The organism is Eubacterium sp. AF19-12LB (assembly GCF_003479125.1).
GTDB classification, from domain to species: domain Bacteria; phylum Bacillota; class Clostridia; order Lachnospirales; family Lachnospiraceae; genus Eubacterium_U; species Eubacterium_U album.
Genome location: NZ_QUGP01000001.1, coordinates 283,013 through 300,067, shown reverse-complemented (window position 1 = coordinate 300,067; position 17,055 = coordinate 283,013). Strand labels below are relative to the sequence as shown.

Annotated in this window: 12 protein-coding genes and 1 other annotated feature; all 12 genes read right to left on the bottom strand. The window is 30.8% G+C overall.

Going from position 1 to position 17,055, the window contains the following annotated elements:
* Nucleotide 1 precedes the first annotated feature (1 nt).
* The 12 genes from DWX29_RS01195 to DWX29_RS01140 all read right to left on the bottom strand — a co-directional run bounded on the left by DWX29_RS01195 (nucleotide 2) and on the right by DWX29_RS01140 (nucleotide 16,860).
* A complete protein-coding gene (locus tag DWX29_RS01195; RefSeq protein ID WP_118565029.1) occupies nucleotides 2-1,099 on the bottom strand; it encodes a hypothetical protein in 1,098 nt (365 codons plus the stop codon).
* Between the two features lie 60 nt (nucleotides 1,100-1,159).
* Nucleotides 1,160-2,263: a tetratricopeptide repeat protein gene (locus DWX29_RS01190; RefSeq protein ID WP_118564988.1), complete on the bottom strand. Its 1,104-nt coding sequence runs from the start codon at nucleotides 2,261-2,263 to the stop codon at nucleotides 1,160-1,162.
* A 36-nt stretch (nucleotides 2,264-2,299) separates the two neighbouring features.
* Nucleotides 2,300-3,679, bottom strand: coding sequence for a hypothetical protein (locus DWX29_RS01185; protein ID WP_118564987.1), 1,380 nt, complete (start codon nucleotides 3,677-3,679; stop codon nucleotides 2,300-2,302).
* Between the two features lie 193 nt (nucleotides 3,680-3,872).
* A complete protein-coding gene (locus DWX29_RS01180) occupies nucleotides 3,873-4,130 on the bottom strand; it encodes a hypothetical protein (RefSeq protein ID WP_118564986.1) in 258 nt (85 codons plus the stop codon).
* Nucleotides 4,131-4,180: 50 nt separating this feature from the next.
* Entirely contained in the window at nucleotides 4,181-6,175 is a 1,995-nt protein-coding gene (locus tag DWX29_RS01175; RefSeq protein WP_118564985.1) for a tetratricopeptide repeat protein, read from the bottom strand.
* A 170-nt stretch (nucleotides 6,176-6,345) separates the two neighbouring features.
* Entirely contained in the window at nucleotides 6,346-7,092 is a 747-nt protein-coding gene (locus DWX29_RS01170) for an Rpn family recombination-promoting nuclease/putative transposase (RefSeq protein WP_118564984.1), read from the bottom strand.
* Nucleotides 7,093-7,187: 95 nt separating this feature from the next.
* Nucleotides 7,188-8,060, bottom strand: coding sequence for a phosphoribosylaminoimidazolesuccinocarboxamide synthase (locus DWX29_RS01165; protein WP_117908453.1), 873 nt, complete (start codon nucleotides 8,058-8,060; stop codon nucleotides 7,188-7,190).
* Nucleotides 8,061-8,237: 177 nt separating this feature from the next.
* Nucleotides 8,238-9,764: a sodium:solute symporter gene (locus DWX29_RS01160; protein WP_118564983.1), complete on the bottom strand. Its 1,527-nt coding sequence runs from the start codon at nucleotides 9,762-9,764 to the stop codon at nucleotides 8,238-8,240.
* A gap of 241 nt (nucleotides 9,765-10,005) precedes the next feature.
* Nucleotides 10,006-11,307 (bottom strand): diguanylate cyclase, encoded by a 1,302-nt coding sequence (locus DWX29_RS01155; protein ID WP_118564982.1) that lies wholly within the window; start codon nucleotides 11,305-11,307, stop codon nucleotides 10,006-10,008.
* Between the two features lie 582 nt (nucleotides 11,308-11,889).
* Nucleotides 11,890-12,783, bottom strand: coding sequence for a fibronectin type III domain-containing protein (locus tag DWX29_RS01150; RefSeq protein WP_118564981.1), 894 nt, complete (start codon nucleotides 12,781-12,783; stop codon nucleotides 11,890-11,892).
* A 175-nt stretch (nucleotides 12,784-12,958) separates the two neighbouring features.
* Nucleotides 12,959-14,947, bottom strand: coding sequence for a 2-isopropylmalate synthase (locus DWX29_RS01145; RefSeq protein WP_118564980.1), 1,989 nt, complete (start codon nucleotides 14,945-14,947; stop codon nucleotides 12,959-12,961).
* A 150-nt stretch (nucleotides 14,948-15,097) separates the two neighbouring features.
* Nucleotides 15,098-15,322: a binding site (T-box leader), on the bottom strand.
* A 245-nt stretch (nucleotides 15,323-15,567) separates the two neighbouring features.
* Nucleotides 15,568-16,860 carry a UDP-N-acetylglucosamine 1-carboxyvinyltransferase gene (locus DWX29_RS01140; RefSeq protein ID WP_022089352.1) on the bottom strand — a complete coding sequence of 431 codons (1,293 nt, stop codon included), beginning with the start codon at nucleotides 16,858-16,860 and terminating at the stop codon, nucleotides 15,568-15,570.
* Nucleotides 16,861-17,055: the final 195 nt, after the last annotated feature.

The following is a 17,055-nucleotide window of genomic DNA, read 5'->3' as shown; positions in this document are numbered from 1 at the left end:
GTTATCCTTCCAAAAACAATTGCAAAATTCCATTTTCTTCATCTTCCATATCTAAGGATTCCAATGCATCTTTTATATAAAATTCTACGTCTTCTCTTATTTCCTCAGATTCTCTAAGTCCTGTCAATTCCATAAGAAGACTTTCGCATTTATTTTTCATTTCTGGATTTTCTGTATATTGTGCCGCAATAGACATATGATTCATCTGGTAATATGGATTTGCAATATCAATATTTGCTAATACATATAATATTATACACTCTATCTTATCTTTAGGACATAGTTTTTCCATATTTGCATAATTTAAAAGTTGATTTATTTCGGGTCCTGTCATATTCAATTTTATTCCAAGTGCTATAAGCCTGTTTCTGTTTGGCACCTCTCCCCAGTTCTTTAAATTTGAAATCATCTTTTCAAATCCTTTGTCCAAATTTTCATCTTTAACAAGACTATGGTAAGAACCGCCTACACTTTCAGCCTTAACATATGATTCAATATAATCTATCAGTTTATAGTAACTATTAAAAAACTCTACTTCATTTTTTCTAATGAAATCAAAAAGTTCTTCATCATCTGACATATTTATTATTATTTGCTCAACATCTATTGTTTTATTTTTTGAATCATTTAAATATCTTCTTTTATTTTTTGTTTTTAATACATCCAGGAATTTTTCCTTCATATTCAAATAAGTTTCATACGCATTTACATTTTCGTCCTTAGGATAATGAGATATGACGTAAATGCAGATTGCATCTTCTAATGATTTAGAATACAGTTTAGGATATTTCCCATATCTCTGTAAAATAAAATTAATTTCCTGAAAATTGTATCTTAATCCCATTCCAAATTTTATAAAACTTTCTCTGGATTTTGGCACTTTGTTACTTTTTGCCCATGATTTAATAGTATTTTTGCTAAATCCACATATTTTACCTAATTTTTCGTAAGATAGGCCATTACTTAACATTACATTATTTACATAATCTCTCCAATTCGAGTAGTACGGACTGTATTTATTAATTATTTCTTTTAATTCATCAGCCTCTTCACAGTTAATGACTTTAAAATACATTTCTGTAGTATTTACATGTTTCATTTTTTCTTCCTTTTTCCTGCCCATGAAAAATTGCAAGCTCTCTTTTTTTGTAAATTTTATTTATAAATTCTCTTTTTCACGAATTCTCTTATACATTCTTTCAGCTACTTCATTTCCTTTATTCATTGCTTTTTTATACCAGAATTTTGCATTTTCCATATTTATTTCTTTATTTGTCTGATATAAAATTCCTAAATTTAAACACGCGACGTCATCACCTTGTTTTGCTGACATTTTTAATAATTCTTCTGCTTTTCTTTTGTCTTTTTCTACACCGTTCCCATTTTGATAAAGATAAGCAAGATTATTAAGTGCCTTTGTATATTTCTTTTTTGCCGACTTTCTATACCATTTTACAGCTTCATTTATATTTTGAGGTACGCCACGTCCATTTTCATATAAATAACCAATTATAAATTCTGATTCTTTATTTCCATTATTTGCTTTTTTTATATTCTCTTTATATATTTTTTTATCTTTCTCATTTTTACGCTTATGTCTCTCAATATATTCAAGGCATTCCTTACGTAAATTTTCTATCTTCTGTTCCTGGATTTTTATACCGAACTTTATGTTCATACCATTTGCTACTTGTTTAAAAATAGTAACAATTTCGTATGCTTCATTATTTGTTTTTACTTCATTATTTATTAAATCAAACAGTAATATTTTTCCCTGTCCGGCTTCATTAACACAAATTTCTTCATTATTTATGTAAATATTAAATCCGGGATATTTTTTTATTATATATTCTACACTTTCAGTTACGTTTTCCATTAAATTACATAACCAAATTTTCTTTTCTTCTTCCGTATTGTCAGACAAATTTATATTTTCATCTAAAGCCATTTCAATCAATGTTGTAATCTTTTCTGTTTCAATAACTATTATCTGTCCTTCATTAAGCTTTTCTGTTGTCCATTGGTTGCACTTTACCAAATATTCTGTTTTTTTACTATCCTCGCATATTTTTTCTATTGTATCTTTTAAATATGCTTTTTCTTTTTCTAAATAAATTGCGATAAGGGACATTTCCATATTCTGCTTATATTCTATTGTATAAACTACCGTTGAATTATTCCACAATGTCTGTTCAACCAATTTCTGTCCGTTATTTTGTGTATAATTTTTTATCTTTTCATCTAAAATACGTTGTACGTTCATTAATGTCCCCTTTCCTATGTTTATTATATCATTTAATTATTCTTCTATATTTAAGTTACATTTTGCAGATCCTATCATTTCTCCCGTAGCTTCATTATATACTTTCACTGTAATTTCTGAATCTTTCTTATCAAATTTATCCCAACTTACATATAAGTTTGATTTATTTCTTGCCCTGTCGCTTAAATCATATTTTTTGCCCTCATCTTTTTCGCCATTCCATTGAGCTGTATATGTAATGTTGAATGCAGATTCACTTTCAGAACTTATTAATACATGGCAATATAACTTTCCACCCTTTTCTATATTCACTGTGGACTCTTCTTCTGTTCCTTCCTCTGAATTGTTAAAGTATACTTTTGCTTCACGTTTTTCCTGCATATCTGCATATAGTTCTACGCTATCTTTATAATTTAATTCTGATAATTTTTTTGCATATTTAAGTGTAAGTTTCGCTTCTTTATCTTTTGATTTAATGTATTTATACATTGCACTATTAATCATATCTTCTGAATTTTTATAGTAATTTGCTTTTTCAAATCGTTCTATTGATTTTTCATATTGCTTGTTATCATAGTTACGTTTTCCCATAGAATAATTAATTGCATCTTTTTCAAGAGCAAAAATTATTGCAAAAAATATAACTAATACAACACTTCCAATCGCTACAAACTTTTTTAATCTTTTTCTATTCTTTTTCTTTCTTATTTTTGCTTCTTCATCTCTCTTTTTCTGTTCTTCTAATTCTTTTTCCTTTTTCTGCTCTAGTTCCTCTTTGTACTGTTTTCCTTTTTCAAGTAAATCACTCTCATTTAAATTAATCTCGTTCCATTGTTTTGACTTTTTACATTTATAACATGTATCAACATCATTTAATAAATATGCACCACAAACACATTGTCTTATGCCTTCATATTCAACCGGTGCACACTTTAGATAATTAAGATTCATATATTTCTTTTGTTCAACAATTTGTAAGTACTCCAATGCTTCCGGGCATAATATATCTGATAATCTTTTTGACTTAAATACATCATGAAATTTTGCTTCTTTATCTTCATTTTCCCATTTATCTTTATTGCGAAAGAATACTTTTGTACATACTATTTCGACTTCCCTAACATTTTTATTTTCAAAATGTATAGCATTCCGTGCTCCAAATTGTTGTCCCTTAGCTACATTCAAATCTAAATACTGACATTCTTTTAATTCTTCGACCTTATTATGTTCAATATCATAACCATCTATATCAAAATAAGCAGCAATTATAGTATCTTCGCTAATATTTCTTAGTTTTAACTGTGCAAGCACTTTTCCTGTTGCATCATCTTTTGTTAATGCATATTTCTCTAACATTAAAGGACAATTTGATTGGATAAGTTTTTCTTTTGTAAATAAAATATTATATCTTCCCATATTTCCACCTCTTTCACAATTTTCCTCATTTATTAGTTTTTTCCATTTTCTTTATTAATACTATATCAGATAATTTTTTCGATTTTTTCACAAACTGACCCCTCCATTTTTTATTTAAACAATAAAATAATCCGGAATTAAATTGCTTACATTGCATTTATAATCCCGAATCACTTCTTGTTATATTGTTACCCTATATCTGTGGTAATTCTTCATCTTCTATAACATATGTATCATCACCACTATTACCATTACCACTTCCATTTCTTAAATGTAAATCCGGAAGTGCAATCACATACAGGTAACCAATAATATTTAAGAAAAAGCACAACCATAATATAAAATGTTTTTCTCCATGTCCTTTCATTTTTGCCACTTTGTAAAACAATTCAGAAATTTTATAGCTAACAAATAGCATTATTATTGGAATTATCAAACCAAATACTATCATAATTATTTCCTCCTCTTTCTATCATTTATAATGATTAAAAAATTTTATTTTTAATACAGGTAACTGTACTCTCCCTTAACCTTGCAACTTGCAGATCCAAGTAATTCACCTGTATCATTATTGTATACTCTTACGGTGACAGTCGAATTTACATCATCTAAATCGTCCCAGTAAACATAGTAACTAGATCCATCACTTACTTTTCCGCTAAATTTATCTTTTTTGCTTACACTTTCTCCACTCCACTGAGTAGTATATGACATTTTAAATTTTGATTTTTCTGTTTCTCCACCACTTACATCTACATGACAATACAAGTAATCATAATAACCTATACTTACTGATGATTGTTTTTTTTCACTATATCTGGAATCATTAAAATATATTTTAACTTTCCACTTTGTCATATTTTTGTATATTTGAGCACTATCCCTATAGTTAAGCTTCTTTAATGACTTTATATATGCTAATGTAGTTTCTGTCCTTTTACATTTCTTTGACTTAACATACTTATACATTGATTTGTTTACCATATCTTGTGAATTGCCATACCCATTAGCTTGTTGATATTGTTCAACAGCTTTTTGATATTGTTTCCTATCGTAATAATTCTTTCCACATTCATAATAAATCTGATTAAGTTTATCAGCAGTGTCACTGTATCCTGGACATTTCTCAAAATATTGCATTGCCTTAAAATATTTTTTTTGATTTAACAAATCCGTTCCAACTGCATAAACAGTTTCATTATATAGATTTGCACCATTTTCATTCCTATCTTTAATTAATTCAAGAATATCAATTTTTAATTCAATATCTTCCCCTGTATAGTTTGTAAGGTTTATACCCAAATCAACTAAATCATTATATTCTTTTTCATCTTTTACTCCATCCCAGTCTATTTTTTTATAAATATCTTTGGCTCCTTTTATATCGCCCTGAGCTATCAGTTCATTAACTCCGTCTGTAATGGCTTTCGATTTTTTATCACTTGTTTTATATATTGAAATTGCTTCTTTATATTTCTTTTCCCTGCACAGTTTATCGCCATAAATATCATAAGCTTTTCCATCATAAATTTCTTTTGAATCTTTATATCCCTTTATATGGCTTAAAATTTCTCTACCTTTCTCAATTTTTCCTTTATTTATATATTCAATTGCCTGTTTATATTGTTTAGAAGGAATAATAATTCTGCTATTTACCAGATTAATCGTAACTACAACCATAGCTATAACAGCTACAACAACTCCAGTTATCTTTGCTCTATTTATAAATTTTTTATTCCTTTCCCTCTCTGCTTCTTTTTCTTTTTTTATTTTTTCATTTATTAAATCTTGATTGAGATTTTCTTTAAACCACTCTTTTTCTCTATGGCATATATAACATCTCTGTACATTCTGCATTAAATATGCTCCACATACACATTGTCTTATTCCATTCTCTTCATCTTCTATCGGTACACATTTAAAAAAGCTATTATTGCCATACTTTTGCAACTCTTTTCTGTCAATATAATCAATTGCCGCTCTACTTAAAATTGGATATAATCTTTTTGATTTAAAAACATCATGATATACTGCATCAAAATTTGGATTTTCCCACTTATCTCCATCATCAAAAAAGACTTTGGTACATACAATTTCAATATTTCTTATGCTTTTATTTTTAAAATATATTGCCTTATCATTTCCAAATTGTACCCCTGTTGCTATTCTCAAATCTAAAAATTGATACTCTTCTATTTCTTCTACTTTATTTTGTTCAATATCATATCCGACAAGAGTAAAATAAGCTGCAACAACTGTCTTCTCACCTATGTTTCGCAGTTTTAACTGAGCCAACATTCTTCCATTTGCTTCATCCTTTGTTAATGCGTATCGGTCAAGCATTAACGGGCAATTGGATTGTACTAGTCTTTCTTTTGTGTAAATAATATTATATCTACCCATATTCTCACCTCTTTTAACAAATTTACCCTGATTATTAGTTTTTTCCGCTTTCTTTACTAATACTATACCAGATAATTTTTTCATTTTTTTCACAAACTGACCCCTGCATTTTTCTTACATATTTGCAAAAAAATATCCGGATTTAGATTGCTTTATTCGCACCTCTAATTCCGGATTTTTCGTTGTATAATATTCTTTTAAGTTTTGTATGTTAAATAATAATTATATCAGGTTAATCACTCTTACATATAATGTTTCGCCCTTTACTCTATAATTTTATACTCTTTCATTAATTTGTTCTGATACTCAATATCTTTAGCAGATTTTTCTAAATCGTCATATCTTTTTTCTGCTAATAATATAGTGTTAAGTTTGTTTATATTCTCCTGACCCTTTGCCTCTCCAGCCTTCAATCCCTCTCTATATTTCAGATTCATCTCCATCTGTAACGACATATACTCTCGCCTCCATCTCGTATTTTTTCTGACTGCAATTACCTTTTCATCAATTTGTTTTGTCAAATCACTTTCCGGTTCTTTGCCATCAAAATATTCCAATAATGATTTCAGTTCTTTATTTATGCCTTTTTTATCCCCTTTTGTGTTTAAAAATATCTTATGCGTTCCATCATTAAGTTTAATTCCACAATCATCTATACATAAGTTTTCAAACTCATAAATACATTTGTTCTTTCCAAAGAAATCAAATGTACAAATAAATATGACATAACTTTCTTTAAGTATATCATATGGCTCACCTTTTTCAATCATGTTTAGATCTATAACTCCCTGATAATATCTTGATCTTTTTGGTAATTCTTTATACGCTGTTGTCTGCATTTCAAGATTAAACACTGTATTATTATCATCCTCAACATATATATCTAATCTTATTCCTTTTGATTTTATTGTCATCTGAATTGTTTCTTCATAATCTACATATTCTATATCCCTTATTTTTATATTCAATATACTTTCTAATAATGGCTTGCATAATCTCTTATCACTCATCACTTTTGCAAAAAAATCCCCATAAAATTCAATTATGCTTTTAAATCGCACAATCAAATTTTATGGGGATTTTAAAGGTTTATATACATATCAAACTATGCAAATTTTTCACCTGTTAATAATTCATATGCTTCTTTATATTTAGCAACTGTCTTTTCAACAACTTCATCCGGAAGAAGTAAATCATTGTCAGGGTTAGCTTTTAACCAGTCTCTTACGTACTGCTTATCAAATGAAGGCTGTCCCTGTCCCGGTTTATATCCTTCGAGTGGCCAGAAACGTGAGCTGTCAGGTGTTAACATTTCATCACCAATTACTACGTTTCCATTTTCATCTAAACCAAATTCAAATTTAGTATCTGCAATAATGATTCCTTTGCTTAAAGCATATTCTGCACATTTCTTATATAAAGCAATTGTGCAATCCTTAATCTTTTCTGCATATTCTGCACCTTTTCCAGGATATGCTTTTTCTAATACTTCTACACTCTGTTCAAATGAAATATTTTCATCATGGAGTCCGATTTCTGCCTTTGTACTTGGTGTATAAATTGGTTCAGGCAACTTATCTGATTCTACAAGACCTTCAGGAAGTTTTATTCCGCAAACTGTTCCATTTTCCTTGTAACTTGCCCAACCACTTCCTGTAATGTATCCACGAACGATACATTCGATTGGAAGCATTTCTAACTTCTTACACATCATACTTCTGCCAGCAAATTTGTCATTCTGGAAAAATTCCGGCATATCTTTAACATCTGTTGATACCATATGATTAGGAACAACATCCTTTGTATAATCAAACCAAAATTTTGACATCTGTGTTAAAACCGCACCCTTGTCTGTAATCTTGTTCTTTAAGATGTCATCAAATGCTGAGATTCTGTCTGTTGCAACAATAATCATATTGTCTCCATTATCGTAAATCTCACGTACTTTTCCTTCTTTTACCGGTTTAAATTCCTGCATTATTGTACTCCTCCATTTTCTTCTGCCCTTGTGTTGTTGAACAGTTTATTCTATTTTATGTATCTAAGCTTACGCTCACCATAAAATTATAAACAGAGATTTTATGTAAGTCAATGACTAAAGACTTTCTATATTTTCAATTTACCTGAATTCTCAAAAATTATTTTTATATTTTTATTAATCCAAAGCATCCTTTACCGGAACTTCTACCTTTTCTTCAAAGCATTCAAATAATTTATCTGTTTCTTCTTTTTTCATCTTAGGTGTTATTAAACTTATAACAGGTACAAGGATTAAACTTACAAGCATTGTAAATGCACCTGCATTAATTGGTGACTGTATGTAGCCCCAAATCATATTTGTCACAGTAACTATGATGCTGAAAATAAAACTTGCCCATACAGAAGCCTTTGTAACTTTCTTCCAATATAATCCATACATAAATGGCGCAAGGAATGCTCCTGCTAAAGCTCCCCATGAGTAACCCATAAGCTGAGCAATATTAGGAATACTATCTTTATTTAATGCGATAATTACTGAAATTGCTACAAATACTACTACGAAAATTTTCATAAGTAATACCTGTTTCTTTTCTGCCGTTTTCTTTAATACCGTTGTTCCCAAAAAGTCAATTGTAATTGTTGAACTTGATGTAAGTACCAATGAGGAAAGTGTTGACATTGAAGCTGATAATACTAACACAATTACAATACCTATTAATATATCAGGAAGTGTTGAAAGCATTGTAGGAATAATTGAATCATATCCACCGGTTGCAATATCAATTTTATCAGAGAATAATCTTCCAAATCCTCCTAAGAAATAACATCCACCTGAAACAACTACTGCAAAAGCAGTTGAAACTATCATACCTGTCTTGATTGATTTTTCACTTTTAATTGCGTAAAATTTACCAACCATCTGAGGAAGTCCCCATGTTCCTAATGAAGTTAAAATAATTACTCCTAAAAGATTTAATGGGTCAGGTCCAAAAAATGATGCAAAAATTCCGTCACCTGCAACTTTAATTACATCTCCCTCTACAGGCACCTGCGCTGCAAGTTTTGACAATGAACTGTAAAATCCACCCTGTCCGTTTAATACTGAATAAATAACTGCACAAATACCAAACAACATTACAATCCCCTGAATAAAGTCATTAATTGCTGTTGCCATATATCCACCAAGAATAACATAAAGTCCTGTAAGCACTGCCATAATAATAACAACTGTGCTATATGGTATGTCAAATGCCATTCCAAATAGTCTTGAAAGGCCATTATATACAGATGCTGTATATGGGATTAAAAATACAAATGTAATAACACTGGCTGCTATTTTAAGTGCATCACTGTTATATCTTTTTCCAAAATAATCAGGCATTGTCTTAGCATCTATATGCTGAGTCATAACTCTTGTTCTTCTACCTAATACAAACCATGCTAACAAACTACCAAGTATGGCATTACCAAGTCCAATCCATGTAGAAGCAATACCGTACTTCCAACCAAACTGTCCTGCATATCCTACAAAAACAACTGCTGAAAAATACGATGTTCCATATGCAAATGCTGTAATCCATGGTCCTGCAGATCTTGAACCCAATACAAACCCGTTAACATCTGTGGCATGCTTTCTTGTATACACACCAATTCCAATCATGACTGCAAAAAATACAATCAATAATAAAACTTTAACTAACATTTTGTTCCTCCACTTTTAGTTACATACCTTTATCGTCGCTTTAAACCGTTACGCTTTAAAGCATTAAAGTTATTATCACATAACATCCTCTTTTTGTCAATAAAAAATCCCCGAAAAAGATTTGGTTATTGCCTCCTCTTTTTCGAAGATTTCATATTTATTTTAAGGATTTATTCAACTAATTATTAAAGCTTGGATTAAAATTAAAAATGAATATTACTAACTATATTATGGTTAGTATTTACTTTTCCTCATCTTTAATTATTCTTGATACTCTTCTTCTCACAATATCTTTTTCAATAGGTTCCATCATCAAATCAACAACGCCTCCCTGAATTGCTATCTTACACTGCTCGATATTGCTTTCCTTGCAAACTGCAATCTTAGGAATACCTGCTATATCCTTATTCTTATCTAAATAATCCATAATTAATTTTCCATCATCTTCATCATTTGATAAATCCGCAATTATAATCCTAATTTCGCGCTGTTGCTTTATAACTTTATCTATTTCATCTGACGAAATAACTTCAATTACATTATATTTACTACTGATTGCCTTATCTATCACATGACATATGGTTCGGCTTTTACTATATACAATAACGCTTTCTCTTTTTTCTTCATAAGTACCATAATCATCCACGCCATATTCATGGTAACATGCTTTACCATATTTCTTTGCTTCTGCTAAAGCTTTATCAGCTCTGTCAAATAATTCTTTATAATCATTTGTTCCATTATCAGCAAATGCTAATCCGACACTTACAGTAGTTCTTCCTTTAATCACTGTACTTTTCTTTACTTTAAATATTCTAATTATATCTCTTGCCTTTCTTCTGGCAATCTCTTTATCCGGAATATCATTTAAAAATACAACAAATTCATCTCCGCCAATTCGACCTATTATGTCTTCTTTTCTAAAGTTATCCTTCAATATTCTCGATACTCGTCTTATTGCATGGTCACCAATCAAATGTCCTTCACTGTCATTTATATATTTAAAATCATCCATATCAACAACAATAATTGCACCTATATGATTCTTATGTTCATAAAGCCGGTTATTAATTTTATTAACAGTTGTCATCTTATTATATAACCCTGTCATCTGATCAAGTTCGGAAAGTTCTGACAATTCTCTGTTTTTCTTTTGTATTTCTGCGTATTTTCTTGTAGCAATCAAAACATTGCTTACACGTGCCTTAATTACTTCCCTTACAAGCGGCTTTGTTATGTAATCATCTGCTCCATTTTTAAAAGCTTCGATTAAATTTGCTGAATCATTGTTAACTGTAACAATAATAACAGGAATATCTGCAAATCTTTGATCTAACTTTCTTTCCTTAAGAATATCCACACCTGTCATATCAGGTAACCAGTTATCCAATAATACAATATCAATATTATATTTGTACTCTTTTAAAATTCTAAAGCACTCTTCTCCACTTTGCGCCTCCAGAATCATAAAATCTTCTGCAAAATAATTAGCAATGATATTTCTATCAATCTCATTGTCATCTACAATAAGCATTGTATCCATTATTTAATTTACCTCCCCTATTTATCGAACTTATCTCTTCTCCTATATTTGGTTTTTCCCAAATGAAATAAAAAATCCGACACTCTTCCCTACAAAGTGCCGGTTTCTCTCTCATAAATAGTTTTATCTTCTAACTACATATAAAAATTGTGTTCAGTAATAATGTCTTCCCCAAAACATTTTGTTATATATGATAGTAGTGTATTATGTAAGCTTATTTAAAGCTATTTTCATTAATCTTACCACTTAAATAAAAACATTACAATACGCATTTTTATGAAAGTGTTATTATTTTAGAAACGTTTTTATTATTTTTTATTTTATTAATAATTAACAGTCATATTTTTTCATTATATAAATTTAATTAATTATCCTTATACTAACATCATTAATTTTATTATCTATTTTCTTTCCATAAATTCCTAATATATTAAATTGTCAGTAGTTACTTTTCTTTTTTTAACAATTAAAAACACCGATATATTAACATCTAAAGATTAAATTCCTAATCTTATTAACATATCGGTGTTCTTATTAATTTTCAAATTCTATCATAAATTTGCTTTTATTATAAAATCTGTTTTATTTTTTTGTTTTAACTGTCTTAACTGACCAATCGCCATAAACTTCTGTTCCGCAGTAATTTGTCTTTGCGGCTCTTACCCTTACGAAGTACTTTGTGCCCTTCTTTAAGTTCTTAATAGTGTATCTCACTTTCTTAGCTGTAGCACTTGTTTTCTTCTTGAAGTTCTTATTTGTAGACCACTGAATCTGGTAATTCTTAGCCTGAGCTGCCTTTTTAAATTTTAAAGTAGCTGTTGCCTTTTTACCTTTTACTTTATTTGCCTTAAGACTCTTAACTTTAACTTTTCCTACCTGGTTAAGTTTCTGTACTGTTGCTTTAACTGCATCAGATGTTACTGTAGAATCTGTTGTTGCAAATACTATCATATTTGTTGTTGCTAAGTTAATAACAAAATTAGCTTTGTTTGGGTTAGCAGGATCAATTGTTCCTGTTGTTGATGTAATTGCTGCAGGGAACTCAATGCTAAAGTTAAGTGTAATAGCTGATGTGTCGATTCCCATAGCTGAGTACATAGCAACTGACTCACTCTGTGCCAAACTTACTTCACTGTATAATGTAGTGCTTGTTACATAAGCATCACTTGATAATGCTTCTTTTACTACTTCACCAATCTTATCAACTGTTGATGAGTAAGTTTCTGTTGCTTCGTAAAATTCCTTGCCATCTTTTGTTACAACTTTCATTTCTTTTCCATCAGAAATATCTGAAGTTGTCAGTCCTGATGAAGTTAACCATGTATCCATGCTTGCTTTATCAATATCTACTGTAGCTACTGCAGATGCTGTTCCATCTGAATTAATCTTTACATTAGCATTTTCTGTCATACACCCTGTAAACATAACTGTTACTGCTGCTGTTACCGCTAAAACTTTTACCTTTGTTGATCTCATATATTTCTCTCCTCCTATAATACTGTAATGCCCCCTCCCTTCGGTCAGCGGCTGGTCGGCGAAAATATTTTAAGAAACGAACTTCGTTCGTTTTATTTTCGCCTCTTTATTTGTTACTTATTATTGTATCATATTATATAATGATTACAACTTAAGAATCTCTTATTTTTCCCAATTATTTGCTGTTTCTGAACTGAACAGGAGTCATTCCATATTTTTTCTTAAACAATCTGTTAAAATGTTCAACATTCTGATAACCAACATTTTCTGCAATTGCTTCAACAGTCATGCTTCCACTCTTAAGTAAAGCTCTTGCCTTTTTCATTCTTACATTTTTAACAATATCACCAAATGTATTTCCTGATTTTTCTTTAATGTACTTTGATAAATATGGTTTTGACAAATGGAATTCATCAGCCAATTCATCTAAAGTTACTGTCAAATAATTTGTATGAATATAATTCATTATTTCATTTAATCTGTCATCCTTACAGGCATTTACTCCTACTTCACTTTCTAACTGATTCACTGCAACTGTCAAAGCCTGAATTGATGACTTAATAATATCAGCATCAATTCCAACACCCCAGAACATCTTACCATTATGACTGATTCCTACATATGATACAGCCTTTGATGATGAACCTCTTGATAATGAATGTTCTTCATATACTGACAATTCATAACTTATGTTAAAGTACTGCTTAAATGCATTACTTACGGCATCAAGTCTTCCGTTTCCTGTGCTCTTGATAACTCTGACTTTGTCATCATATGCAATTGTAACCTCAGCTATAATTCCGTCTTTCTGTTGGAAATGACATTCAGGTACGCTGAATACTGTATTATTTGTAATGTATTTATCTTCAAATATCTGGTATACCCAATTTGGTGATAATTCTTTATGCTCTTTATCTGAAACATCCTTAACTGTGTATCCGACTTCTTCCTTCATTCCATCCGGTAAATCCATACCAAAATTCTGTTTTAAGATGTAGCTTACGCCACCCTTTCCTGACTGGCTGTTAATTCTGATTACATCTGAATCGTATGCTCTTCCAACATCCTTAGGATCAATTGGTAAATATGGAACATTCCATTTTTCTGTATGACCTGCTTCTCTGTATGCCATTCCTTTTGAAATAGCATCCTGATGTGAACCTGAAAATGCAGTAAATACCAAATCACCTGCATATGGCTGACGTGGAGAAACTTTCATTCTTGTTAATTTTTCGTATGTTTCGCAAATATGTGGCATATCACTGAAATCAAGTTTTGGATCAACTCCATGTGAGAACATATTCATTGCTAATGTAATAATATCAACATTACCTGTTCTTTCACCATTTCCAAATAAAGTTCCTTCAATTCTGTCAGCACCTGCTAATAACCCTAATTCGGCATCTGAAACACCACATCCTCTGTCATTATGTGGATGTAATGAAATAGTAACTGCATCACGATATTTCAAATTCTTGTGCATATATTCAATCTGAGTTGCAAATACATGTGGTAAAGAATTTTCAACTGTTGCAGGAAGGTTTATTATAACTTTATTGTCAGGCTGTGGCTGCCATACATCTAATACAGCATTACATACTTCCAATGCATAGTCTACTTCTGTTCCTGTAAAACTTTCAGGACTATATTCAAATGAGAAGTTTCCATCTACTTCATCAGCTAATTCTTTTAATAATTTTGCTCCATCTACGGCAATCTTTTTAATCTGTTCTTTTGACTTCTTAAATACCTGCTCACGCTGTGCAACTGATGTAGAGTTATACAAATGAATTACTGCATGCTTACATCCTTTTACAGCTTCAAAAGTTTTCTTAATAATATGCTCTCTTGCCTGTGTTAATACCTGAACTGTAACATCATCAGGAATCATGTTTCTTTCTATTAAGGCTCTCATAAAATTGTATTCTGTTTCTGATGCAGCCGGGAATCCAACTTCGATTTCTTTAAAGCCCACTTTAACTAACATCTGAAAGAATTCTAATTTTTCTTCCAAGCTCATTGGTTCAATTAAAGCCTGATTTCCATCTCTTAAATCAACACTACACCAAATTGGTGCTTTTTCAATCTTTTCTTTCTTAACCCAATCAAATGTTGGTGTAGGTGGCATAAAATACTGTTTCTCATATTTTGTACAATCCATCATAGTTCTTACTCCTTCTAACCTTTAATAAATATATGTAACTTGCATCTAAATCTGTACCTTGATGTTTTTTAATTGATTTATTTTACTTTATTACATTAATGTAGCAAATTGCCCTATAACGTAAAAAAGCTCTATAATATCAAAAGATATTATAGAGACGAATCATCGCGGTACCACTCTACTTCATGTATAGACATGCCCTTACTGGATGCTCATGACATCCGCTCCCTTTAACGGTGGAATCCGTCCTGACCTACTAATACGTTCAGCCGGCTGCTCTAAGGCGAGTTCATTATATCACTCCTACTGTCTCACATCAACCGACAGCTTTCTGAAAGTCGCTCAATAATTACTGTTCCTCTTCTATGCATTTGTTTATGTTTTAACTGTGATAATAATAACATATGCAAATCTAGAATTAAAGTGACATTTTTAATCATTTTTATTGATATTTTTTAATATTTTGTATTTTATTTATCAATTTAGTTGATTTTTCTTTTTTATAACAATAAAAAACGCGTGCCTTCAAGTACGCTAACAATAAAGAAAGCTACCAACTTTAAATTGATAGCTTTCTTTATTATATAAATATATTTTTTAACCTAATACAATTATGATATTCAGCCTACTTTTAATTTAAATTTCTGAACATCTTTTTCACTGTCAACCTTTTCAATTGTTGCTCCAAGTCCTCTTAACTTGTCAGAGAAGTGTTCATAACCTCTCTTAATGTAAACAATATCTTCAACAGTTGTAAATCCTTCTGCTGCAAGTCCGGCAATTACTAACGCTGCTCCTGCTCTTAAGTCAGGTGCACAAACCGGTGCTCCTGTAAGACCATTTACGCCCATTATTAAAGCTGTATTGCCTTCAACTTTAATTCTTGCACCCATTCTGTTAAGTTCATCTACATATTTAAATCTGTTTTCAAAAATGCTTTCTGTTACTGTGCTGCTACCATTGGCCATTGCAAGTACAACTGCCATCTGTGGCTGCATATCTGTTGGGAATCCCGGATATGGTAACGTCTTAATCTGAGTATTTCTAATAAATTCTCCACCTTTAACTCTTACCGCATCATCGTATTCTGTTATTACGCAACCCATTTCAATAAGCTTAGCTGAAATGCATTCCAAATGTTTAGGAATAACATTCTTTACAAGAACACTTCCGCCTGTTGCTGCTGCTGCACACATAAATGTTCCTGCTTCAATCTGATCAGGAATTGTAGAATAAACTGTTCCGTGTAACTTCTCTACACCTTCAATTCTAATCTTATCTGTTCCTGCACCTCTGATATTAGCTCCCATACTGTTAAGCATATTAGCTACATCTACAACGTGAGGCTCTTTAGCTGCATTTTCAATAATTGTCTTACCTTGAGCCATTGAAGCTGCAAGCATAACATTAATTGTTGCTCCTACTGATACAACGTCAAGGAATATATGATTTCCTAATAACTTCTCTGCTCTGGCATCTACCATGCCATGTTCTGTATCAACTTCTGCACCTAAAGCTCTAAATCCTTTTATATGCTGATCTATTGGTCTGCTTCCTATGTCACATCCACCTGGAAGAGCTACTTCGGCCTTATTAAATTTACCAAGTAACGCTCCAATTAAATAATAAGAAGCTCTTATTTTCTTCATCTGTTCATATTCAACTACACATGATGTAATTGTGTCACCTTTTATCTTAACGCAGTGTCTGTCTACTCTATCGACTGTGGCACCAATGTTAGCAATTGCATCAATCAAATGATTAATATCACTAACGTCAGGTAAATTATCTATTGTCACTTCTTCATCAGTCATAATAGCCGCTGCTAATAAACCTAAAGCTGCGTTCTTAGCACCACTTATCTCCACTTCTCCATTGAGTGGTGTTCCGCCTTTTATAATATAACGTTCCATTATGCACCTCGGGTATTTATGTATATAATTGAGTTGTAAAAACTCAAAGCAAAAACCGACCGAAATAGTTTATCATCTAATTCACTAATTCGGTCTAACTTTAAAATTCTATTTATTTCTATCTATTATGTCACTTGTATGAGAATTAAATTCTAATACAATTATCCTTTGCTTCTTTACGCATAGACTAATTAT